A 23,505-nucleotide genomic window follows, 5' to 3' on the forward strand; every position below is an offset into this window, starting at 1 on the left:
TATCTCAAGGCACCATTATTTCATGGCGGTCGTGGCGAAGGGGTTAACGCACCGGATTGTGGCTCCGGCATTCGTGGGTTCAAGTCCCATCGATCGCCCCATATAACGCTTAACAAATTGCGAGCCATTAGCTCAGTTGGTAGAGCACCTGACTTTTAATCAGGGTGTCGAAGGTTCGAGTCCTTCATGGCTCACCAGTTTCATATGCGGTCGTGGCGGAATTGGCAGACGCGCTAGATTCAGGTTCTAGTGTCAGCAATGACGTGGAGGTTCGAGTCCTCTCGACCGCACCATATGCGGAAGTGGCTCAGCGGTAGAGCATCGCCTTGCCAAGGCGAGGGTCGCGGGTTCGATTCCCGTCTTCCGCTCCATTATGCGCCCTTAGCTCAGCTGGATAGAGCGTTTGACTACGAATCAAAAGGTCAGGAGTTCGAATCTCTTAGGGCGTGCCATTCCTTTCGGGATGTAGCTCAGCTTGGTAGAGCACCTGGTTTGGGACCAGGGGGTCGCATGTTCAAATCGTGTCATCCCGATATCGAATAAGCTCTTTATCCAAATTGGATAGGGGGCTTTTTTTGTCATTTCAAATGCTATAATACATAAATAACGTACAGTTCCCTAAGGAGTGGTCAGATGTCTGTATCAAGCGGGCAGCGGAAGGTAGCTGTAAGAATCGGCAACGGACAGAAAATTAGTAGTTAACTTGATCATTATGAATTAGGCAGCCGAATTCGAATGGACCGACTGCCTTCGCTGTACAATTAGGCGAATAAAGGATTCGGGATTATTCAACGGGTCAGAGAAGCAACGGACCGTTATCGGTTTCCGTATAGACGGATATGAGCACGGTTGCCGTATCATGCCCTATGTTTTTTACCAAATGTGGCGTGCAAGCGTTCCAGCTGAAGGAATCGCCCTCTCCGAATTCGGCCGTATCTTCCCCTTGCTCCGCGTAGATTCTTCCTGTGATCACGATGTGAACTTCTTCGCCTTCATGAGCATGAGGCCCATCGCCCGTCGAAGCTCCGGGAGGAAGTTCTACAAGCATCATCCTCATATTCTTCGTGGAGCTCAGATGCTCCACTTTCAACTTCTCGGAACCGCTTGTCGTTATCTTCCGTTCATTGTGCCGGACGATATTCATTCGGTCCTCTTTCTTCAATAGTAAATAAGCCAGCGGCACCTTTAATGCTTGAGCTATATTTTCCAGAGTCGATATGGAGGGAGAGGTCTTATTGTTCTCCACCTGACTCATAAAGCCTTGAGACAAACCGGTTTCCTCGCATATTTGAGCGATTGTAATGTTCTTTCGTTTCCGAATGGCCCGGATAGCGGAGCCGATATCCATATGATTGCACCTCTTGAATATTTGTCATATAAAACATAATTACATATTAACAATTTTTCAGTTGACAAGCTATGTATTTTATATTAAATTACTCATATAAATTATATTTTATTATAACTAATATATAAATCCAATCAGTCAAGGAGTGAGAAGAATTATGATGCCTTCCTATTTTTTCGCGCACGGCGCACCGTCGATCGTGCTTGAAGATAATGAATATACGCAAATGCTGAAAATATTCAAGGATCAAACGCCCCGACCGAAAGCGATCGTCCTCTTCTCTGCACATTGGGAGGAATCGGTGCAGGTCATCGGTGCCGCAGAAACGTACGGAACGATCTATGACTTTGGCGGGTTTCAGGACGAGCTTTACGAAATGACTTATCCCGCCAATAGCGATCGTCCCCTCAGTGAGCAGATTCAATCTCTGTTGTTGAAGCACGGCATTCCAAGCGAGCTTGATGATAAGAGAGGACTCGATCATGGGGCGTGGGCGATACTGAAGCTATTGTACCCGGATGCGGATATCCCGATTGTAGCTTTATCCGTGAACCGGTTTTTGACAAACGAACAACAGTACCAAATCGGCAAAGCATTAGGAAAGCTCAGGGAGCATGATGTCCTTATTATCGGGAGCGGAGGGACCGTTCACAACTTGAGAGCATTGAATTGGCGCTCGCAAGGAGTTGACGAGTGGGCGGAGCAGTTCGACAATTGGCTTCAGAGCAAGCTGGAATCCTGGGATACAGAAGCGCTGTTCCATTATCATGAACAGGCTCCGCACGCCCGCGAGGCCGTCCCGACAAGCGAGCACTTTATTCCGCTACTGCTTGCGATGGGAAGCGGCGACGCCAATCGTCAGGCGAAGCTGCTTCACCGCAGCTATCAATTCGGCAACCTGAGCCTAAGCTGCTGGCAATTTCAATAATATTGATGAAGTCCTGCATAGCGGGTTTGTATTTTCAACAAAATAAAGAACAAAGGTGACTAATCGGAATCATACATTGTGATCAATAAAGGAGATTCGCTGCCATGCCTGCTGTAAAAAACTTTGATCCTGAAGCCATATCGCTTCTGAAAGATAAAATCAAACTCATTAAGACAGATAAAGGAGCCATCTATCTGGTCGGACCCATCCAGCTTCCGGTTAATTTGTTCGGGGAGACGGCCCAGTTTCAATGGTATTGCTGGCTGAATTGCAACGAAGTGACGGAGGATTTCGAGCGCATTGTCGCCAAATTATCTTCTGCTAATCTGGCCGAATATCAACAATCCAGCGTACTTGTCCATGGCGACTTTCATGATGCCGATCAAGCGTTGATCCGATTTCATTCTATTTGTCACACCGGAGATATTTTCGGAAGCAAAAGATGCGATTGCGGCTATCAGCTCAAGCAGTCGATGAAGCACATTGCCGATCAGGGAAGCGGAGCACTATTTTATTTGGCCAATCATGAGGGGAGAGGCATCGGGCTTTTCAGCAAAGCACTTGCCTATATATTGCAGGAGAACGGATACGATACAGTGGATGCCAATCTGCAGCTGGGATTCGCAGATGACGCACGCGATTACAGCGATGCGATCCAGGTGTTGAAGGCGTTGCGGACTAAGCCGGTTACCTTAATGACGAACAATCCGAAAAAGTTGGATGCGCTTAGAGAAGCAGGCCTGGATGTGGAGGATCGCGTGCAGCTGTGGGGGGATGTATCTCCGTACAACGAGAAATATTTGAAGACGAAAATCGAACGGTCCGGGCACTTGAATGAAGACGAGGGCTGCTGCCATAACGACTGACAGGAAAGCTTCGCGTAGCTTAACGGCTCCGCGAAGCTTTCTTGCTTGCGCTGTCATCCCTCCGCCTCCTCCGTGAAATGGACACTCCTGCGATATTCACTGGGCGACTGTCCGGTCCACTTCTTGAACATCCGGTTGAACGACGAAGCGTTATGATAGCCGACCTGCTTGCCAATATCGGCAATACCGCCCTCCGTTTGGGCCAGCAGTTGCTGTGCGTTGCGCAATCTCGTCCTGTTCAGATGCTCGGTGAAGTTTTCGCCGGTCTTCTCTTTAATGTAAGCGGACAGATAAGCGCTGGACATGTTCAGCTTGCCGGACAGGTAGTCCAGCGACAATTCTTCCCGATATTCCTCGTCCACGATTTGAAGCACTCGGTTAATGACGGGATCGCCGATTTGTTCCGCTCTCTCTTGCATCAGTCCCCCCGCATGCCAGAACAAGCGGCGAAATCCGTCCTTGTATTCTGCAAGCGTACAGCATTCTCCCAATTGGCGCAGCGAAGATTTCAGCTGCCAGTCGGTCTGTGCTGCTACCCCGCTGCGCTCCAGACTGTGCAGCAACTTGGCCGTCCACTCCTCCACAGCTTTCCGGAATTGCTCGGCGGTAGCCTGCTTCTCGTGAAGCTCGTCGAGTCGCCTCTCGACGATAGACAACATGTTCTCCGGCTGGCCAGATTGAATGGCCGCATGGAGCTCTTGCTGCTGCATATTATTGAAGAAGATTGTAGCAGGGACGCTGCCTCCGGAATCGGCGAATATCTGCATCTCTTCCAATAGCAGCGACCTGCGGCTCATTCCGATAACCTGATCGTACGCATAATTGAATTGGGAAGAGTGCTCGAAGTGCGAGCTGACTGCAGCAGTCACCAGATAGTATTCATGATCCCGGTCGACAATAGACTTCAGCTTGCGAAGCATGTTCAGAATACCTTCACGTTGCCGTCCCTTGATAACGGACAGAATCTGGTCCTTCTCCATCTGGAACGTGTGGGAATCCGGGAATGTCCCTGTGCAAATAAATCCAATATGCTCGCGCAAGGCGTACAAAGCTTTCTCGACAGGAATCTGGCTGGCAGCCAGTCCCGCTGGACGAAGCCGAAGCGTATACAGCACGATATGATACGACTCGTCCATCGCCAGGAACTCGTTCCATTCTTGAATATCGTGGTTGATGCTTTTCAGCTTATTCATATAGCCATAGCTCGTCAGAATGGATGAATGCCGTGCGATTTCCTCCTGAATAGACGCTTTCTCCCGAACCAGCTCGCGCATGTTGGCATGAATGAGATTGAATTCCTTGATGCCGCTGTTCAGTTGATCCGCATTGGGATGCATAAGCTCCGAGAGCATGCGCTTCACCGGACGATGAATCCGATTGCTGAACACGTAGGAGGCGAATAGCGCGATTACGATGGACATAGCGGCGATTAAAAGCAAGCCCAGCGACAGCTTCTGCGCTTGAGACGCAATGCTGTTCTGAGGTACGGAGGAGATGTACCTTCTTCCTTCGCTATCGGTCTGCCAGAAGTAATAGCTGTCGCCCGCGTGCAGGTAACCGGAATCGCCATCCATCGTCGGCAATTCTTGTACCTCCTGCCCGCCCGTTGCCAGCAGCGTCTTGCCTTCCCGATCGCGGATTAACAGCGCGCGCGATTCATCGCTCGTGAAGAATGCGCCAAGCACTTGCTGAATGTCAATAAGAGCGATCACCCGGTAATCGGCAGATAGGACTTCGAATGCATAAGGCAGCAGCAGCTTGTCTTCCCGCAGCTCGTCCGATCTGTGGAATGAAGCGGCAGGAAGCAGACGGAATGTCTGGCGGGTCGGTTCTTTCCAGAAGGATAACGGATAGTCGCTGCTTGCATAAGCCCGTCCGAACATATCTTCTTCGCTGCTGCTGCCTGCCTGATCGAGTGTGACGGAGGCGCTTCCGTACTGTATGATAAGCGCTTGCAGATACAAGTACGGATTGAAACTCTCTCGTCTGATGGAGGCGACAGTATCCTTGGCCAGCCAATAATCCGGTTGCTCCTGCGGCGCTCTGCGCAATTGACCTGCGAATTCGGATACCGCCTTATCGTTGTACAAGCTGTGCAGCATCATTTGCACTCTGGAGAAGTAGTAATCGAATTTGTCCGTCGACTCGGCTAGCAGCTGTTGATTCGATGCGATAACCCTTTTCTGGACGTTGGAAATAATAAAAGCAAATGAAAAAATATGAAATAAAGTAAACAGCACGATGATGGACAAAAAGCTAAGGAAAATCTTCATGAATAAGCTCTGGTCCGTTGACTTCCTCTCCATTCCGTCCAACTCCCTCCATTCCGTCGCGCCGTTCATGCACGCTTCCAATAGCATTTATGTTACAGCAACAAGGCTGTGAGCGAAAGATGACATTGTTTTAGATGCTTTGCACATTTTACGATTTCGGTTTAACAAAGCCTATGGAGACTGGCATATGACACGATTCATAAGCAAAGGCAAGATTCTAAAATATCGGTGATAGTCGCGGATGGATGGCTGCCGGTATGATGGGCGTGAAGGGGGTGAGAAGCTGGAACAAATCCGGGGAGCAAGGATAGACAGAGAGCAAGCGCTAACGAGGGGAAGGGCCGGCGTATGGCGCGTAAGGCTGCTTCGCATGAGGAGAAACTATGATTTATACTTGTTGTTCTTGCCCGTCATCGTTTATTATGTGTTGTTCCATTACGTACCGATGTACGGAGTGCAGATTGCATTCAAGGAGTTCATTGCCACGAAAGGAATTTGGGGCAGCCCGTGGGTGGGGTTCGAGCATTTCGAGCGTTTCTTCGACAGCTATTACTTCTGGAGGCTGATCTGGAATACGCTTGGCATCGGATTATATGAACTGGTCGCTGGCTTTCCTCTTCCGATCTTGCTCGCGTTGCTCATACACGAGCTGCGTTCCGAGCGTTATCGGAGGTTCGTGCAGACGGTGACTTATGCGCCGCACTTTCTCTCCACTGTTGTCGTCGCGGGCATAATCATGATGTTCCTGTCCAAGGAGACCGGCTTGTTGAATCGGCTTATGGAGTGGGCGGGCGGAGAGAAGATCGGATTCCTGACGGAGCCGGCCTGGTTCAAGACCATCTTCGTCGGATCGGGCATATGGCAGAGCATGGGCTGGAACTCGATCATCTTCCTGGCGGCACTGTCAGGCATTGACCCCCAGTTGCATGAAGCGGCCAAAATCGACGGGGCGAGCAGATTGCGGCGCATATGGCATATCAACCTGCCGGGCATTATGCCTACCATTGTCATCCTGTTGATCTTGAATGTCGGTTCGGTGCTGGGCGTCGGGTTCGAGAAGATCTATCTTCTTCAGAACAGTCTCAATATGTCGGCATCCGATGTCATCTCGACCAGCGTCTATCGCAGCGGCATTCAAGGCGCCGAATACAGCTATTCCGCAGCGGTCGGGCTGTTCAATGCGGTAGTCAATTTCGTTCTGCTGGTTGCCGTCAACGTTATTGCGCGCAGATTGAACGAGACAAGCTTATGGTAAGAAGGAGTGTTGCGGATGATGGAAAATCGGCAGGATGTCTGGACGGAGCGAATCATTGCGATCATACTGGGCGTTGTGTCGCTCATCGTTCTCTATCCCCTGTGGTATGTCTTTATTGCTTCCATCAGCAGTCCGGAGAAGGTGCTCGTTGGCGAGGTATGGCTATGGCCGTCCGACCTTCAGTTCGTCGGCTACGAGAGACTGCTGCAGAATGGTGAGGTCATCCGGGGATATGCCAACACCATCATGTATACTGTCGGAGGTACCGCATTGAATCTGGCTCTGACCATCGCAGCAGCGTACCCGCTATCCCGCAAGGACTTCGATGGTCGTGGGTTGTTCACGGGCATCATTGTATTTACAATGTTTTTCGGAGGAGGACTTATTCCCACTTATCTGCTGGTGAAAGACTTGAACCTGCTCAATACGTTCTGGGCGCTCATTCTGCCTTCGGCCATATCGGTATGGAATGTCATTATTATGCGGACGTTCTTCCAGACCGGCATACCTTATGAACTGCAGGAAGCTGCATTCATTGACGGCTGCTCCAATATGCAGGCGCTCATACGCATTATATTGCCAATCTCGGGCCCGGTTATTGCGGTCATGCTGCTATTCTACGGGGTGAGCCATTGGAATGCCTACTTCAGCGCGCTCATGTATTTGACGAATCGGGACTTGTACCCGCTGCAGCTGATCCTTCGGGAAATTCTGATTCAAGGCCAGATGCAGGATATGGTGGGAATCGGAGACGATACGAACATGAAGAGCATGATGGACAGCGAGGCGATCAAGTTCGCCGCGGTCATCGTCGCTAATCTGCCAATGTTGATTCTTTATCCGTTCTTGCAGAAGTACTTTGTCAGAGGCGTCATGATTGGAGCCATTAAAGGTTAATTCGGTTACAATATTAATGGGATGTACGAAAGGGAGATCGGGCGAACATGGTGAAAAACAAACGAATGGCGCTTGCGCTGGCGGCGGCAGTAACGGCAGCTTCCATTACAGGCTGCAGCGGCAGCAACAGCAACTCTACTCCGGCGGTGAATAATCAGGCCGCAAAGCAAGAGACGGCGGCTTCGAATCTGAATGAGACGGGATTTCCGATCGTAAAGGAGCCCATTACGCTTCGCTTCTTCACGGGCAAGTCGCCTACGAACGGCAACAAATTCGAGGATACGCTGGTCTGGAGCGAATATGCCGACATGTCGAATGTGAACGTTCAGTTCGAGCTTATTCCGTTCGAAAATTTGACGAATCAGCGCAATCTGGTGCTGGCAAGCGGCGAGTATCCGGACGCCTTCTATTCCGCCAGGGTATCCTCCAACGAGCTGTACAAGTATGGCAAGCAAGGGGTATTCGTGCCGCTTAACGACATGCTGGAGCAGTACGCGCCGAACATTAGCGCGCTATTGGAAAAGTACCCGGACATTAAACGAGGCTTGACGATGCCGGACGGCAATATTTACTCGCTTCCGACCATCTACGATCCGGAATTCCTGTCCATGCTGATCGGGATGCCGTTCTGGGTGAAGCAGGAATGGCTGGAGCAGCTGAATATGGAGGAGCCGGCCACAGTCGACGAGCTCTATGCATACCTTAAAGCGGTGAAGAACACCGATCTGAACAATAACGGGAAGCAAGATGAAGTTCCGCTTAGCGCATGGAATCTGAATGAAATTATTGATATGTTGAAAGGCTCTTGGGGGCTGGGTACAAGAGGGCTCGGGCACAAGATGGTGGACGTGGACCCCAAGACGAACGAACTGAGATTCACAAAGACGACGAACGAGTACAAGGAGCTCTTGCAATATATGAACAAGCTGTATGCCGAAGGCCTGATCGATCAGGAAATATTCACGATCAAGCAAACCTCGCTTAACGCGAAGGGACAAGCGGGCTTGCTGGGTTCGGTCATCTCGCCTAACCCTGCGGCGGTCATGGGACAGAAGGGATACATCGGTCTCGGTTCTCTGGAGGGGCCGCATGGGGACAAGCTGTTCTCTCACGTGAAGGTACCGCTGGTGTGGGTCGGCGCATTCGCGATTACAAGCGCCAATAAGCATCCTGAGGCTACGCTTCGCTGGATTGACTACTTCTACGGCGAGGAAGGCAGCAAGTTCTACTTCCTTGGCAAGAAGGATATGACATATACCGAGAGTGCCGACGGTACGATTCAGTATGTGGACGAGATCATCAACAATCCGCAAGGCTTGACGCAAGATCAGGCTTCGGTCAAGTACTTCACCTGGATGGGGGGCAGTTATCCGTCCTTCGCTACGCAGCATAATTTCATGGGTTCCGAGGCGCTGCCGGAAGCGCTTGAGGCGGCGGATAAGGTGAAGGATGTGGCGGTCCAGGAGATCTGGTCCAACTTCAGCTATACGGAAGAGGAGTCAACTTTCATGTCGTCGACAGGCAAGGATATGTCGGATTTTATTACCGAAGCGGAAGCCAAGTTCATTAACGGCTCGTTGTCGTTCGACGAATGGGACAATTACGTGAAGACGCTGGACAAGATGGGCAAGGATCAATACATGCAAATTTATCAAGCCGCATACGATCGTTATAAAGCAAGCTGATGCGGGAGCCGATCGGAGCTTCGCCTATAGGCGAAGCTCCGATCGGCTTTTTGCATAGCAAGCAGCGAGGCAAAGCTCACTTTGTGGACGATGCGGTATGCGCCATTACTGCGATAACACGCCTTGAACTAGCTGTAAAATGTCGCTGGGGTCCTTCAGCTTGAACTTGGCGTCGATTCGGTCGGGAGCGGAAGCGCCCCATGTCGCCAATGCAAAGTCGACTCCGGCCGAAGAAGCGCACATGTGATCATAAATCGTGTCGCCGATATAGATGCAACGGCTCTTGTCGATAGCGGATAGCTCCAGAAATTCAAGCATCGGCTCCGGATTCGGCTTATGCAGCAGCGTGTCGTCGGCGCATACGGAGATGGGCAAATAAGGCATTAAGCCGAAAGGCGCGAACTCGTCCTTTAATTCCCGTCTCGTCTTGGAAGTGACAACGCCTGTTGCAATGCCCATGTCATGCAGTGTTTTCACCACCACATCAATACCCGGATATAGATGAATATCATTGGCGTATTGGCCTAGATAGTCACTCCACCTCTTATTGACTGCGGCTATATTCTCAATGCCCAGCTGTTGCAGGGCCGTATCGCCCGGTATGCCCATGAACGGGAGCAGATCGTTGTAGGAATATGAAGAGCCCGTTACTTCGTAAAGAGCTTGCCTCATAGATTCAATCATCGCCTTCTCCGTATTGATCATGGTGCCGTCGATATCAAATATGATGCATGTGTACAAGAGAATCCCTCCGTTTCTTCGCCATAAGCAATAACAACATCATGCCCGACATAACCCCGAACAGCAGCCAGAATGCGGTCTGCACCGAGAAGCCGTCCATCGTCATGCCGACTGCGAGAGGCAGCAGGCTTCCTCCCAGACCGCTGCATGCGAACAGGATGCTGGTCGTCTGCTCCGTCATTCCCGGCAGTGCCTTGTTCACGAAGATCAGCGCTATCGAGAAAATGCCGGACATAAACAATCCCAATAGAAAGCTTAGCGCAAAGCCGGCCCATGCTTCCGTAGTAATCGGCAACAGGAGCAACACAAGCAAGCTTCCCGCCGTAGAGAAGGCCAAGTACCGGTAATAGGTGAACTTCTCGGCGAGAATGCCGCAGAAGATGCGCCCGATGACCATGCCGACCCAATAGAAGGTTACGACCGATGCGGCGAGCGAGCTGGCAATGCCCCACTTCTCCATAAAGAGAGAAGGGAAGAAGTGCACGACGGAAACCTCGCTTCCTCCATAGCCGAGAAAAAACAATGTACATAGGACCAGGAAAGGGAAGGCTTGCTTGCTGAACGCCGGACGTGCGGCGCGGACCTCGTCCCTCCGTTCCCGAAGCGACAACAGGTCATCCAGCTCTCCGAATGAGAGGCGCATCCATAAAGCAGCCGTCAGCAAGCAGCCTATGCCCAGCAGAAGAAAGGAGTAAGTCCACCATCCGCGAATAATAAGAAAGCTTGCAATGAAGGGCATTGATAACGCGCCGATGCCGAACGTTACCTCGAGCTTGCTCATCGCAATGGCTACCTTGCGCTTGACAGACAGCAGAATAATCGTGCCGATGCTTGCCTCCACAAGCCCCGCGCCGTATCCGGCGACCCCGGTTATTGCGATTACGACAGGCCAAGGCGGGAGCAGCGTCACGAACAACTCCGGGCTAATGAGCAGAAGGCCGAGCGTAACGCTGGTCTTCCGGCTTAGCTTGCGAGAGACAAGAGGCATGCTGAGCACGCCGACCAGCACACCGATGAATTGAACGAAGACGAGCGTGCCGCCGTCCCCGTAGCTGATAGAATACTTCGTCAGCAGCTCAGGCAGCAGGGCGCCGATGATGACCAGCGCCACTCCTGTCATGATGTAAGAAAGACAGCTCATTCCGATCAAGCGGTTAATCAATGCGATCTTGCTCCCCTGCAATCATAATGTCAATCTCGTTAGCGTGAAGGTGCTCCCTCAGTTGTTTATCCGGCTCTTGATTCGTCACGATAATGTCGATGTCGCTCAGATCGGCTACTTTGTGGAACAGCTTCTTCCCGAACTTGGAATGATCAGTGACCAGAATGACCTGCTCCGCCATGCGTATGACGTGACGAATCAGGTAGCATTCGTCCTCGAAGGATGTGGACAGGCCGTCTGAAGCGATGCCGCATGCGCCGAGGAAGGCCTTCTCAATCCGATAATCGTCAAGCATCTCGATTGCCCGCGGACCGTACACGAACCGATGCTCATTGCTCATAATGCCGCCGAGCATATGAATGTGAACGCCATCCTTCCGGGTTAGCGCTTCGGCGGTGTGCAGTGAATTCGTGACCACGCAGTTGTTCTTGCTCGTCATATGCTCGATCGTATGGCGAACGGTAGTCGATGCATCCACATATAGATAATCGCTATCATGGATGAGAGTTGCCGCCAGCCGGCCGATAGAATCCTTCAGCGGTGTATCCAGCTCCATGCGCTGCTCGTAGCCCGGAATGACCTTGGATACGGGAGGCAGAATGGCGCCGCCTCTGGTTCGGACGATGACACCTTGCTGCTCCAGCTTAATGATGTCGCGTCTCGCGGTATCCCGGGAAATGCCGAGCAATCCGCAAATTTCATCGACTTCGATGCGCTGCTTTTCCTGCAGGTATTGCAAGATTAATGTCAGTCGTTCCTCTTGAAACATGTGAATGTAAGTCCCTCCTTGCTGCAAGATGAATTGAGATGGCTTGTTAATACTTAAGTTAATTTAAGTAAATGTAAGTGATAATAATGATTATACGGATTTGGCTTGAAAAATCAAGGGAGAAACGTAGAAAGGGGAAGGCCTCCATTTCGGTGGATATCGGGGAGTGTGCGGGGATGAGCCGTGGACAGCATGGAGAGTATGGAGAGTATGGAGAGCATGGAGAGTATGGAGAGCACTAACTGGATTTTATGTCATTAGTGAGGACATATCGCCTTAATCACACATTGCAAATGGAATAAGTACAGTTGAATTAAGGTGGATTGCGCAAAAGCCCGATAATCGACCAAAAGAGTTGCATGAAATCCAGTTCTTTGTGTGAAGCAGGAATATTTCAAAGAAAATAAACACATGAAATCCAGTTAGATAAGTGGATAGGAGATAGGTGGATGAGTGATGAGTGGCCGGAGAATGGATAATACAATGCAAGCAAGCTATAAAGCTATAAAGCTATAAAGCTATAAATCTATAAAGCTATAAATCTATAAAGCTATGTTACATAGCATAAATGACTGTGACGTATGCGGGAAAGGATTCTGTGGAAAGACTCCAATTTCATTAAGGGGAAGTGCGAGTGACAAATGAAAAAGGACTATCCCTCGACCCGCAGTACGCGGTGAACTGCAAGGGAACAGCCCAGTTCATTATAACTTTGCTACTTCTTCTTCGACACCGGGATCCAGATCTCGCTTCTGAACGTTGGAGAGGAGACGTCCTTGCTCTCGTTCCATAACAGCTCGGGGCCTTCAGCCTGTTCATAGCCGGTCGTCGGGAACCACTCGGAGTAGATTCGCCCCCATACCTGCTGCAAGGTGTCCGGGAAAGGTCCGACGGCTTCGAATACGGCCCAAGTCAGGGCGGAAACGTCCAGCTGCGTCAGATGAGACGGACAGTCTTGCGTTGTGGCTGCTCCAATGTAATGGTCCAGCGAGCCTTGCTCCGCCATTCTTCCTTCCGAGAAGTTCACGGAAGCGCTGATCAAGCCTACAGGCTCTACATCGGAAAGCTGCTTAAGCTCCGTGATGGCGTTTGCATCCAGACTCTTCCACATCTCTGCGATGGCGGGGTTCACCCCGTGGAATTGGATCGGCACCCTTCTCTTGATGCCGACGATTCGGAATGCTTCTTTGTCCACAATTCGGTAATTCATGGCATTGCCTCCCTTAACGGTTAGTTGAAAGGAGATGCGCGGATAAGACTTGAGCGGCGTACCGCCTTGTCTGGCTTCTGTCGGAGTTACCCCATGCATGGCATGGAATGCCCGGGTGAAGGCATCCGGCGAGTTATAGCCATACTTGAGAGCGAGATCGATGACCTTCACATTGCCGTTCATCAGCTCCAGCGCGGCAAGCGTAAGCCTTCTCCGCCGAATGTATTCCGACAAGGTGACGCCGGCCAGAAAGGAAAACATTCTGCTGAAGTGGTATTCCGAGCATTGCGCCAGCCTTGATAGCTGGGCGAAGTCAATGTCGCCCTCCAGCCGGTTCTCCAAATATTCCAGTGCGTTGTTCAACTTATCCAGCATTTCGTTATCGCTCCTCCTTTCATCATTAGCGTATCAAGTATGGGGACCGGGTTCCCGACATTATCCGCACCGTATTGCAGGCGTTGCAGGTATTGCGGGCGGATATCGGTTGATTTAAAGGCAGCTGGGCTCCTATTGTTGGTAACTGCAACGGTAACAGACACGAGAGAAGCTGCTCGATAACGATCGGCGTAACGAACGCGAGAGAAGCTATTTCGATGGAAAATGGGCAGTTGAAATTGTAACGGACGTGGGTGACGTTATTTGACTAATAAGTCTGAGATAAGGGGGCATATCGGCCCAATAAGGTCCATGGCGACCATTAAAACGAAAAGGTAGCTCGAATAGCTTAATTAGCGGTAATGGCGACCGTTAGAATTGATCACAGCTCCGCCCCGGCTTCATTCCCGTCGGCGAACACTTCTTTGGCAACGGCCAGAAAGGCTTTGGCTGCGGGGGAAGCGTCTGAAGCCGAAGGGCAGGCCAATGCCACCTCACGCCAGGTGGTATTATCCAGGCGGCCCAGCTTCAAGTTCGTCTGCGTCTGCAAGAACAACTCGGGGCCAATGGTGACGCCAAGCCCTTCCCGCACCATATTGGCAATCGTATTGCAGTCGTGGACTTCGAAGCGGACAGCCGGTTCCATATGGGCTTGTCTGAACAGCTCCTCGACATGCACCCGATACATGCCGGTCGGCATGATGAAGGGTTCATCTCGCAATTGCTGTATGCGAATCATGCGCTGGCTATGAAATTTATGCTCGGGAGGAAAAGCGACCACCATCTTGTCCTTGATAAGAGGAACAAGCTCGAATGACGGCTTGGCCGCACCCGGCACGACAAAGCCGATGTCAATGATGCCGGTATGGAGCCATTCGCTAATTTCCTCATAGGTGCCTTCATAAAATCTGAATTCGATTTTCGGATAACGCTTCTGATAAGTGGACAGAATTTTCGGCAGCAGGCAGGCCGAAGCGCTAGCGAATGTGCCGATGCGAATCGTCCCGATCTCAAGGCTGGAAGCCAGAGCGATCTCTTGCCGGATATTCTCCATCCGGTTCAGCACTTCTCTCATATGGACAATCGTCTTCCGCCCCACGTCCGTCAGTGCGACGCCCCTCCTGCGATCACGATGGAACAAGGTGACACCCCATTCCGCTTCCAGGCCGGCGATGGCGTGGCTGACGGCGGATTGCGTCATATTGAGCTGCTCGGCCGCCTTCGTGAAGCTGCCCAGCTCATCGACTTTCGCGACAATCTCGAATCGCACGATGCTCATGAATGATTACTCATCCCCTCTAACATGTGAATCAATTTCATTAATGGTATTACAAAGCTTGTACGGAAGGCAACTGCTGTCCCGATCAATCTGCTCTGAAGAGCATAAATTTCAACAACAAAGTAGTATACTCATTTGAAATATATGAGCAAAAATAGATGTGGAGGGAAATGATGAGCGACATTGCAAAAACACCAAAAGCGCCTCATTACGCGGTCATTTTCACAACGGAAAGAACGGATGTCGATAATGGTTATGGGGAGATGGCAGAAGAAATGGTTAAGCTTGCTTCTGCCCAGCCAGGATTTCTAGGAGTAGAAAGTGCCCGAGAAGGCTTAGGCATTACAATATCTTATTGGGAGTCTCTTGAGGCGATACAACAATGGAAGCAGAACGAACGACATTTAGTGGCTCGACAACAAGGCAGGACCGACTGGTATCGCGCATACAAAACGAGGATCTGCAAGGTCGAGCGGGATTATGGATTTGAAAAGGAATAAAACCGATCTGGTTCAAGTCACGGAATGAAAAGTCCCCTTACAAAAATAAATGCGACATGATATTCTTTATTGAGAACAAAAAAACTTTAGAAAATTATGGAAAAGCGAGGGGATGGCGTGAACAGTACGATTAGCTTAGGAAGGGTAAAGCTTGCGGTCATTTTGATCGTGATTTTGGCATTTATGATAGCAAATGCAGATCTCGCTCATGCTCAAAATGAAGGTGATCCGGTGGTTCGTTCACATCAAGGGTTCATTACGGATGAAAACGGCCAGCCTGTTGGAGGTGCCACGATTCAAATAGCGACGTATAGTTACGAGCGTGGTTTTCATCTAGTCGCCTCGGCTGTTACGGATGAGGACGGATATTATACAATTCCTTCTTATACGAGATATCTCGGTGAAGCAGTAACTGTCATTTTAAACATCCAAGAATTTGTTGTCGTTAATGAATTCCAGGCACAACCGGAGGTTTTCGACTACCAATTGCCGGAGCAAAGAACGGTATTAACAGGAAAGGTTACCTATACAGATACATATGAAACACCTATAGAAGGTTATCCGCTGCGCTTGAAAGTATATCTTGGAGGAAGAGTCGGATATATTGATGTTGCTACTGCCGTATCGGATCGAGATGGAAATTATAGATTCTCTCTTGCAGGAGGTCATTTTTTTTCCGCACGCGGCACGAATACGTATAGTATGTTTCATAATAACGGCTATGAAATGACATCTTACAGGCTTGATCCGGGAGATCATCGGACGGCGGATCAAAGAGTATCGGATATGGCTCCTCCACAATATTTGAACGGCGTAATAGAGGGTCAAATTATAGATGAAGCGGGCAGTCCCATTCACAATGCGGAAGTTGAGATAATAGGAGAAGATGTTGCACTCCAGTATACAGGGAGTGTATTTGACACAGGTGTTATTCGAGGAGGGCTGCATCATATAAGAGTGACCGCTCCCGGTTATTTGCCTCAAGAAGAAAGTATATACGTGAATGGCAGATTGTATCCATTACAGTTTGAGCTCATTCATAACGATCCTCCGATTGTCCAAGCGCACGCAGACCGCGCCCCGGATCGCAACGGCTGGTATAACGAGGATGTGACGGTTTCTTTTACGGCGAGTGACGATGACTCGGAGCTTGAAATTGATCCGCCGGTACTCGTTGCGACAGAGGGGGCTAACCAAGTTATTAGCGGTTCGGCGACAGACAGCGGAGGGATGACGGGAACAGGCAGCATCACGATTAACATCGATAAAACAGCTCCTTCAACTGAAGCAGCCGTGTCGGGGAACGTTCATAACGATTGGTATAGCTCAGATGTTCATGTAGCCTTATTATCAAGCGATTCATTGTCCGGTGTGGAGTATACCGAGTACAGTCTTGATCAAGGCAGCACGTGGCTGCCTTACAACGAAGCGATAACGATCGCATCGGAAGGCGAGAACAAACTCCTGTATCGAAGCATGGACCGGGCTGGAAATACAGAACTGCCAAAGACGCTTGACGTAAATATCGATAAAACACGGCCAACGTTGGAGCTTGCACTGAATCAGTATAAACTTTCGCCTGCTAATCATAAAATGATTCCGATTCACGTCTCGGTCGACAGTGTTGACATTGGATCGGGAATAGAAAAAATCGTGTTAAGCTCGATTACTTATAACGAGTCAAACAAAGCAAAAAACGAGAAAAAACCAAAAAAGAGATTAGCGGATATACAAAATGCCGATTATGGCACAAATGATACCTCATTCGAGCTGCGTGCAGAGGCCTCGAAAAAGAACGCAATACGAGAATATATAATCACGTATACAGCAACAGACCGTGCGGGCAACGTTGCGACAGCTTCAGCAGTAGTGACCGTCACGAATGGCAAGAAGGATGATGATGACGACAGGGACGATGACGATGATTAATAGCATATAAGTGAAAGCCAAAAGACTAAGCAGATGCCACACGGAAGCAAAAAGCTTTGCTTAATAGTGATAATTTGCGACGGGATCGCCGATGAGGCCCAATCCTATCGCGCTAACCGCTGTATAGGTTATTCATATTGACGAGGCGAAGGGCAGCATTCAAATCGCCTATATCGACACAAACGATGGTACGCCGGATTGACATTATGATTGGGAGAAGGAGTTTTTTCAGGCAGCCTCGCCGGTCAACCGTGGCTACTAATGGAATAGCGACTGTAGCAAGCCGAACGAATTTCCGGGATCATTCCCTGATTTTCGCTCGGCTTGTTCTTGTTTTTTACATTATTATTTATAAGTTTCGGGGTCCCCGCAAAGTACCTGAGTAAGCTTCGAAGTAGAGCCCCACTTTGAGGGGTTATTTTACTCCCCTTAAGAATATCTTAAGAGATCCCTCGCGGCGGAAGTGCTATAGTTAGTGTGATTTTCACAGACTATTGAATTGGGTGATTCGCATGAGAAATCTCACAGACTACGGCATATTGTTGGGCAATATTATCCTGCTGGTCTTGGGCCAAACCTTCTTCAAGCTGGGGCTTCAAAAAGCGGGTGGGCTTGTTTGGGATAAATTAGCGACCTCGTATTACATTTATGGAGGATTGGCGCTGTACGGTACGGCGACGGTGTTATGGTTTGTCGTACTGTCACGATTACCCTTAAGCATAGCTTATCCGCTTCAGAGCATAGCTTATGTCCTCGCCTTGCTTGTGGCTGGTCCGGTCTTCGGAGAAACCGTTACGCTTACGCGCTGGGCAGGGATCGCCATTATTCTGATTGGCGTCTATGTCATTTCCAGATCATGAGGAGGGTCCAGTATGCAATGGGAAAGCCGTTCGGGCAGCGGCAGCCAGCCGCAGCCAGGCAGTTAGAGTAACTATAGTGTATGTGGCATACGCTCGGAGTAGGGAATGGTTGGTTTGAGCAGCTATAGTGTATGTGGCATACGCTCGGAGTAGGGAATGGTTGGTTTGAGCAGCTATAGTGTATGTGGCATACGCTCGGAGTAGGGATTGGTTGGTTTGAGCAGCTATAGTGTATGTGGCATACGCTCGGAGTAGGGAATGGTTGGTTTGAGCAGCTATAGTGTATGTGGCATACGCTCGGAGTAGGGAATGGTTGGTTTGAGCAGCTATAGTGTATGTGGCATACGCACGAGGACGGGAAAGGTTAGTTTGAGCAGCTATTGTGTATGTGGCATACGCACGAGGACGGGAAAGGTTAGTTTGAGCAGCTATAGTGTATGTGGCATACGCACGAGGACGGGAAAGGTTAGTTTGAGCAGCTACAGTGTATGTGGCATACGCTCGGAGTAGGGAATGGTTAGTTTGAGCAGCTATAGTGTATGTGGCATACGCTCGAAGCAGGGAATGGTTAGTTTGAGCAGCTATAGTGTATGTGGCATACGCTCGGAGTAGGGAATGGTTAGTTTGAGCAGCTATAGTGTATGTGGCATACGCTCGGAGTAGGGAATGGTTGGTTTGAGCAGCTATAGTGTATGTGGCATACGCTCGGAGTAGGGAATGGTTAGTTTGAGTAACTATAGTGTATGTGGCATACGCTCGAAGCAGGGAATGGATGGTTTAAGCAGCTATAGTGTTTGAATCCTTCACTGGAGCGCCGAAAAGAGGGGCTAACCTGAGGGGGGAGTAAAAGGACGCCATCAGGCGGTTTTTTCATTATTAGAATTTATATGTTCCGTGGTCCCCCGCAAAGTAAACCAGTAAGCTTCGAAGTAGAACCCCACTTTGTGGGGTTATTTTCATGTTCCGGGCGCAATCAATTATTAATTTTTATTAAGGACTACTTAAGCATCTGATAAGCGGAAGTAAACGACTCATTAATAAGTGGCTTGTATACTAATGCCATCAAGCCTTCCCGATAGGAGATGAATCCGTGAAGCGATCCAAAATCGTCCCGATAGTGTTAATAGCCATTCTTCTGTTGGCCGCTTATTTGCGGATTGACTTTGTGCGGTCAGTCGCACATGTCATGCCGCACGACTCTATCAATTATGATCTCATGGTCCGGCAGCTTCTGGAGCAAGGAGTCTACGCTTACAAGGATACCAGCCCGAATGCTCGGGTGACTCCAGGTTACCCCCTCTTCATGGCGGCGATCTACTGGCTGTCCGACTATCAGCAGAACGATCCGCTGCCCTGGGTTCGGATGGTCCAGGTGATGCTCAGCCTGTTGTCCGTCTGGATGATATACAGCATTACCCGCCGGCTATCCAACGCTGCAGGCGGTCTGATCGCAGCATTCCTGGCCGCCATCTATCCGCCCTTCGTATGGGCGAACGGAGCCATCCTGACAGAAGTGCTCGGCATCTTCCTGCTGCTCGGGCACGTATGGGCCCAGCTCCGGGTGTACCGCGCTCCAACCTTACTATCAGCTCTGGCGTCGGGCATCCTGCTTGGTCTGACGGTTCTGGTCCGGCCGGAATTCCTGCCCCTGATTGCAGTCAATTACTTATTCTATTGGCTCTGGAAGAGGAATGCGAAAGAGGTTCTCAAGCTGCTTGCATTATCAATAATCGGTCTGGCGCTTGTCCTTATGCCTTGGTGGATACGCAATGCGGTAACGCTGGATGAATGGGTGCTTACCGCCACTCAGTCCAATCCGTTCAAAGCCGGAACCTACCCGTACAAAAACTATGATGACGGAATGGTGGATGAAGCCGGAAAAACGGAGATGGAAGTGGCGGTGGAGAGACTGAAGACAGGCTTCTCGACACAACCGTGGCTGTTCATAAAATGGTACACCGTCGGCAAGCTGTCGTATCTCTATGCGCATGTCTATTACGGCGGCGGTCACGCCCCTTTCTACAATGTCATTCCCGGGCTTCATCCGGACCGGATTCATCATGCCCTGCTTGTTCTGGGGGTGTTGGCTGCGGTTGTCATTCTCCGGCGCTGGCGGCAAATTTCGGCCTTGCTGGTCGTCATCGTAGCGGCGATCACGCTTATTAGGCTCGGTTTTGTACCGGAATACCGGTATAACGTCATGACCATGCCCCTGATTATAATGATCGACTGTATTGTCGGCGTGAAGGCTTGGCAATGGCTGTCTGCCAGGCGAAGGCTTCACATGTCCAAAATCGAAGGATAAAGGATGGGATGCTTCATGTCAGTCTCTTCTCTTCACTTGAAAGTGTTGATTATTGTGCCGGCCTACAACGAAGCCGAGCAAATCAAAGCCGTCATAGAAGATATCCGAGTTCATGCCCCATACGCGGATATTGCCGTAGTGAACGACGGCTCCGCAGACGACACTTTGCAGCAGGCATTGCTTACCGGAGCAACCGTCTTGAATCTGCCCTATAACCTGGGCATAGGAGGCGCTGTTCAGACGGGGTATTTGCACGCTATGAATGAGGATTACGATATAGCTGTACAGATTGACGGAGACGGCCAGCATGATCCGGCAGACTTGCGTCAATTGTTGAGCGACTTGGTTGACAACGGGGCGGATATGGCGATTGGTTCCCGTTTTCTGGACAAGGCAGGGTATCAATCGACCTGGATGAGGAAGATCGGCATTAGCTTTCTCTCGAATCTCGTCTCCGGACTAACCGGGCATCGGGCGACGGATACGACCTCAGGATTTCGCGTATGCGGAAGAAGGGCGATCTCCCTGTTCGCGCATTGGTATCCGACGGATTATCCCGAAGTGGAGTCGCTTATCTTGTTGAACAATCATGGGCTTCGGTTCATCGAAACACCGGTTACGATGCGCAGCCGGGCATTTGGGAAATCGAGCATTACTGCGATCAAGTCGATGTACTACATGGTGAAAGTGACGCTGGCGATCCTCCTGTCGCATTCCTGGAAGCCCGGGCAGGAGCAGTCATTATGACCGCTTATATCTTCTATCTTTGCTTCGGACTGAGCTTGGTGTTCCTTATTACCATTCTTCGACTGATCCGGTTGAAAAAGCTGAAGGAGCAATATGCCTTCCTATGGCTGGCGTTAAGCGGCGTAATGATGGTCCTGTCCCTGTTCCCGTACGGGTTGGATTGGCTGGCTGCCCGGCTTAATGTGTCGTATCCGCCCTCGCTGCTGCATGTGTTGGCCGTTCTCGGGATATTGTTCATCTTGTTGCATTTAACCGTAGCGGTATCCCGTTTAACGGAACGGACTATCCGGCTGGCCCAAGCAGCGGCGCTCTATGAGGAGAAGCTGCGGCAGCTGGAAGAACGCCGGGAGCAGGGGAAGGATCAATTTCAAATTTGCAGAAAATAAGAGGTGCTTTATGTCTAAGAAACGCTTATATTCAATTGCCGCTGTCATGGTTGTCCTGCTGGGAGCATGCGCGGGTTGGTTTTATATTCAAGGAAAAGAAGAAAGTCCGGCTGCGGAATTCGTGCTGGCAAGTCAGAAGCTCAAACAGGTCGTTTCCGTGGAACAGCTTCAGGATACGTATGATGTCATCGTCGTCGGCACCGACCCGGAAGGGATCAGTGCGGCAGTCTCGGCCGCGCGCAACGGAGCGAAGACATTGCTCATCGAGAACCGGCAGCGCGAACTGCTGGGAGGCTTGATGACGGTGGGCTGGCTGAACAGCATCGACATGAATTGGGACCGGACTAGCAAGCCCTTGCCTGGTCGGGAGCAGGATTATTATAACAAAGGCATCTTTAAAGAATGGTATAAAAAAACGGAAGGCCATTCCTTTGATGTGACTACTGCGGCCAACGCTTTCTACGATTTGGTCAGCAAGGAGAGCAACATCGATCTTTACATGTCCGCACAAGCCGTTGAGCCGATCGTTTCCGAAGGAAGTGCGAAGGCCGTGGAGGGAATTGCCTTAACGAACTCGGATGGATCGACGCAGAATGTTCTGGCGAGGTCGGTTATCGATGCGACGCAGGATGCGGACATTGCCGCGGCGGCCGGAGTGCAGTTCACGATGGGCCGCGAGGATATAGGAGACCCCGATTCGCGGATGGCAGTCACGGCCGTTTTTCGCTTGAAAAACATGGACGACAAAGCCTGGAAGTTAATATCCGACCGCTTGAACGGTGACGGAGACGGCAATACCGGTGTCAGCAAAATGTCCGCATGGGGATACGGAAAGGAAATGAGCGGCTATCTGCCGCTGGATAATGAACGAACCAAAATGCGCGGTCTGAACATAGGCCGGCAGCGGGATGGCACGGTGTTGATCAACGCGCTGCATATATTCGACATTGACGGGCTGGACCCGGAATCCCGCGAGGAAGGCTTGGAATTGGCCAGACAGGAAATTCCGAATGTGGTGGAATACCTGAAGGAGTACAAAGAATTCAAGCATGCGGAGCTGGACGCCGTTGCCCCGGAGCTGTACGTTCGCGAGACTCGGCATATGGTGGGATTATACCGGCTCAGTATTGTGGATTTATTGGAAAATCGCGACCACTGGGATCGCATAGCCTTCGGCTCTTATCCCGCGGATATTCAGCGGACCTCCCCTTCCGACAACGGGGCCGTTGTCCTTCATCCCTTGAAGTATGCCGTTCCGTTCCGCAGCATTGTTCCGAAGGATATCGACGGATTGCTGGTGGTCGGGCGGTCTGCCAGCTATGATACGCTGGCCCATGGCAGCGCGCGAGTGATTCCTACCGGAATGGCTGAAGGGCAGGCGGCGGGTGCCGCAGCGAAGTTAGCGGAGGCGCACGGCATCACCTTCCGTGAGCTGGCCGCATCCAAGCCGTTGATTGAAGAGCTTCAGCAGCGGCTGAACGATCAGGGAATGGAGCTTGAGCCGTACACGTTGGAGCCTCAGTCCTACATGAAGCACAAGGATTATGCCGGGCTTAAGGCCGCTGTATATATGGGATTGGCCTATGGTTCTTATGGCAATGCAGCGTTCGATCTCGATCGTCCCTCCAATGCTCAACGCATGGTCAATCAGATGAACGGAGCCAGGCGAATGTTCCCCGAGCAACTGCCGGGAGATCCTTATGCGGCCGTGAACAATGTGGAGGAGCCTGCCAATAAGCCGTTAAGTCTGCAGCAGGCATGCTTGACGATAGCCGAGGCCGCCGGTGTGGAGACCAGCAGGGAACAGGCCGTCAACGACCTGCTGAGCAAGTCGATCATTACGCAGACTACAGTGGATCTCATCGCCGACCCGGAGCAGCTAACGGATGGGGAAGCTTACATGCTGCTTAAAGATGCGATAGAAAGCCTGACGGAGATCGAGTTCGGGGCTTCTTCAGAACAGGAATAATGTTGTGAGATAAGTGGAAAG

General features: G+C 50.6%; 19 protein-coding genes and 6 tRNA genes. 18 read left to right on the forward strand and 7 right to left on the reverse strand.

Annotation, left to right across the window (positions count from 1 at the left end; translation table 11 throughout):
- The first annotated feature begins 25 nt into the window (after window positions 1–25).
- From M6D81_RS09885 to M6D81_RS09910, 6 genes are all read left to right on the forward strand, one after another.
- Window positions 26–101, forward strand: a tRNA-His gene (locus tag M6D81_RS09885).
- A gap of 20 nt (window positions 102–121) precedes the next feature.
- Window positions 122–197 (forward strand) — tRNA-Lys (locus M6D81_RS09890).
- Between the two features lie 9 nt (window positions 198–206).
- Window positions 207–293, forward strand: a tRNA-Leu gene (locus M6D81_RS09895).
- 3 nt (window positions 294–296) lie between these two features.
- A tRNA-Gly gene (locus M6D81_RS09900) sits at window positions 297–371 on the forward strand.
- 4 nt (window positions 372–375) lie between these two features.
- Window positions 376–452 (forward strand) — tRNA-Arg (locus tag M6D81_RS09905).
- Between the two features lie 7 nt (window positions 453–459).
- Window positions 460–533: transfer RNA gene (locus M6D81_RS09910), tRNA-Pro, on the forward strand.
- 263 nt (window positions 534–796) lie between these two features.
- Here M6D81_RS09910 and M6D81_RS09915 read toward each other — a convergent pair.
- The gene (locus tag M6D81_RS09915; protein ID WP_262676719.1) at window positions 797–1,348 is read right to left on the reverse strand and encodes a helix-turn-helix domain-containing protein; all 552 of its coding nucleotides are present in this window, start codon (window positions 1,346–1,348) and stop codon (window positions 797–799) included.
- A 157-nt stretch (window positions 1,349–1,505) separates the two neighbouring features.
- Here M6D81_RS09915 and M6D81_RS09920 point away from each other — a divergent pair, with 157 nt between their 5' ends.
- Together M6D81_RS09920 and M6D81_RS09925 are read left to right on the forward strand one after the other, a co-directional pair.
- Window positions 1,506–2,276, forward strand: a complete 771-nt coding sequence (locus M6D81_RS09920) for a DODA-type extradiol aromatic ring-opening family dioxygenase (protein ID WP_262676720.1) — start codon at window positions 1,506–1,508, stop codon at window positions 2,274–2,276.
- 104 nt (window positions 2,277–2,380) lie between these two features.
- Window positions 2,381–3,142 (forward strand): GTP cyclohydrolase II, encoded by a 762-nt coding sequence (locus M6D81_RS09925; RefSeq protein WP_262676721.1) that lies wholly within the window; start codon window positions 2,381–2,383, stop codon window positions 3,140–3,142.
- 53 nt (window positions 3,143–3,195) lie between these two features.
- Here M6D81_RS09925 and M6D81_RS09930 read toward each other — a convergent pair whose 3' ends face one another.
- Window positions 3,196–5,448, reverse strand: coding sequence for a helix-turn-helix domain-containing protein (locus M6D81_RS09930; protein ID WP_262676722.1), 2,253 nt, complete (start codon window positions 5,446–5,448; stop codon window positions 3,196–3,198).
- Window positions 5,449–5,785: 337 nt separating this feature from the next.
- On the opposite strand from M6D81_RS09930, the gene M6D81_RS09935 reads away from it, so the two are divergent.
- The 3 genes from M6D81_RS09935 to M6D81_RS09945 are packed head-to-tail and all read left to right on the forward strand — an operon-like array spanning window position 5,786 to window position 9,252.
- The gene (locus tag M6D81_RS09935) at window positions 5,786–6,670 is read left to right on the forward strand and encodes an ABC transporter permease (protein WP_410795716.1); all 885 of its coding nucleotides are present in this window, start codon (window positions 5,786–5,788) and stop codon (window positions 6,668–6,670) included.
- Between the two features lie 15 nt (window positions 6,671–6,685).
- Complete coding sequence (locus tag M6D81_RS09940) at window positions 6,686–7,567, forward strand: carbohydrate ABC transporter permease (RefSeq protein WP_262676724.1); 882 nt, start codon at window positions 6,686–6,688, stop codon at window positions 7,565–7,567.
- 47 nt (window positions 7,568–7,614) lie between these two features.
- On the forward strand, window positions 7,615–9,252 hold the full coding sequence (locus tag M6D81_RS09945) for a type 2 periplasmic-binding domain-containing protein (RefSeq protein WP_262676725.1): 1,638 nt from the start codon (window positions 7,615–7,617) through the stop codon (window positions 9,250–9,252).
- Window positions 9,253–9,357: 105 nt separating this feature from the next.
- Here M6D81_RS09945 and M6D81_RS09950 read toward each other — a convergent pair whose 3' ends face one another.
- The 5 genes from M6D81_RS09950 to M6D81_RS09970 form a co-directional block, all read right to left on the reverse strand.
- Window positions 9,358–9,993: an HAD family hydrolase gene (locus tag M6D81_RS09950; protein ID WP_262676726.1), complete on the reverse strand. Its 636-nt coding sequence runs from the start codon at window positions 9,991–9,993 to the stop codon at window positions 9,358–9,360.
- Window positions 9,971–11,155 (reverse strand): MFS transporter, encoded by a 1,185-nt coding sequence (locus M6D81_RS09955; RefSeq protein ID WP_262676727.1) that lies wholly within the window; start codon window positions 11,153–11,155, stop codon window positions 9,971–9,973. The genes M6D81_RS09950 and M6D81_RS09955 overlap by 23 nt, the downstream gene beginning before the upstream one ends.
- Window positions 11,148–11,924, reverse strand: a complete 777-nt coding sequence (locus M6D81_RS09960) for a DeoR/GlpR family DNA-binding transcription regulator (RefSeq protein WP_262676728.1) — start codon at window positions 11,922–11,924, stop codon at window positions 11,148–11,150. Before M6D81_RS09960 ends, M6D81_RS09955 begins: the two co-directional genes overlap by 8 nt.
- Window positions 11,925–12,639: 715 nt before the next feature.
- Window positions 12,640–13,509, reverse strand: a complete 870-nt coding sequence (locus tag M6D81_RS09965; protein ID WP_262676729.1) for an AraC family transcriptional regulator — start codon at window positions 13,507–13,509, stop codon at window positions 12,640–12,642.
- A 382-nt stretch (window positions 13,510–13,891) separates the two neighbouring features.
- On the reverse strand, window positions 13,892–14,788 hold the full coding sequence (locus M6D81_RS09970; RefSeq protein WP_262676730.1) for a LysR family transcriptional regulator: 897 nt from the start codon (window positions 14,786–14,788) through the stop codon (window positions 13,892–13,894).
- Between the two features lie 173 nt (window positions 14,789–14,961).
- On the opposite strand from M6D81_RS09970, the gene M6D81_RS09975 reads away from it, so the two are divergent.
- The 7 genes from M6D81_RS09975 (at window position 14,962) to M6D81_RS10005 (ending at window position 23,484) form a co-directional block, all read left to right on the forward strand.
- A complete protein-coding gene (locus M6D81_RS09975; RefSeq protein WP_262676857.1) occupies window positions 14,962–15,288 on the forward strand; it encodes an antibiotic biosynthesis monooxygenase family protein in 327 nt (108 codons plus the stop codon).
- Between the two features lie 117 nt (window positions 15,289–15,405).
- A complete protein-coding gene (locus tag M6D81_RS09980; RefSeq protein WP_262676731.1) occupies window positions 15,406–17,217 on the forward strand; it encodes a carboxypeptidase-like regulatory domain-containing protein in 1,812 nt (603 codons plus the stop codon).
- A gap of 512 nt (window positions 17,218–17,729) precedes the next feature.
- Window positions 17,730–18,077 carry an EamA family transporter gene (locus M6D81_RS09985; RefSeq protein ID WP_262676732.1) on the forward strand — a complete coding sequence of 116 codons (348 nt, stop codon included), beginning with the start codon at window positions 17,730–17,732 and terminating at the stop codon, window positions 18,075–18,077.
- 1,090 nt (window positions 18,078–19,167) lie between these two features.
- Complete coding sequence (locus tag M6D81_RS09990) at window positions 19,168–20,382, forward strand: ArnT family glycosyltransferase (RefSeq protein WP_262676733.1); 1,215 nt, start codon at window positions 19,168–19,170, stop codon at window positions 20,380–20,382.
- A 15-nt stretch (window positions 20,383–20,397) separates the two neighbouring features.
- On the forward strand, window positions 20,398–21,129 hold the full coding sequence (locus M6D81_RS09995; RefSeq protein WP_262676734.1) for a glycosyltransferase family 2 protein: 732 nt from the start codon (window positions 20,398–20,400) through the stop codon (window positions 21,127–21,129).
- Window positions 21,126–21,515, forward strand: coding sequence for a DUF2304 domain-containing protein (locus M6D81_RS10000; RefSeq protein WP_262676735.1), 390 nt, complete (start codon window positions 21,126–21,128; stop codon window positions 21,513–21,515). Before M6D81_RS09995 ends, M6D81_RS10000 begins: the two co-directional genes overlap by 4 nt.
- Window positions 21,516–21,525: 10 nt before the next feature.
- Window positions 21,526–23,484, forward strand: a complete 1,959-nt coding sequence (locus M6D81_RS10005; protein ID WP_262676737.1) for an FAD-dependent oxidoreductase — start codon at window positions 21,526–21,528, stop codon at window positions 23,482–23,484.
- Window positions 23,485–23,505: the final 21 nt, after the last annotated feature.

Origin of the sequence: Paenibacillus sp. J5C2022 (assembly GCF_025567625.1) — a bacterium.
Taxonomy (GTDB): Bacteria; Bacillota; Bacilli; order Paenibacillales; family Paenibacillaceae; genus Pristimantibacillus.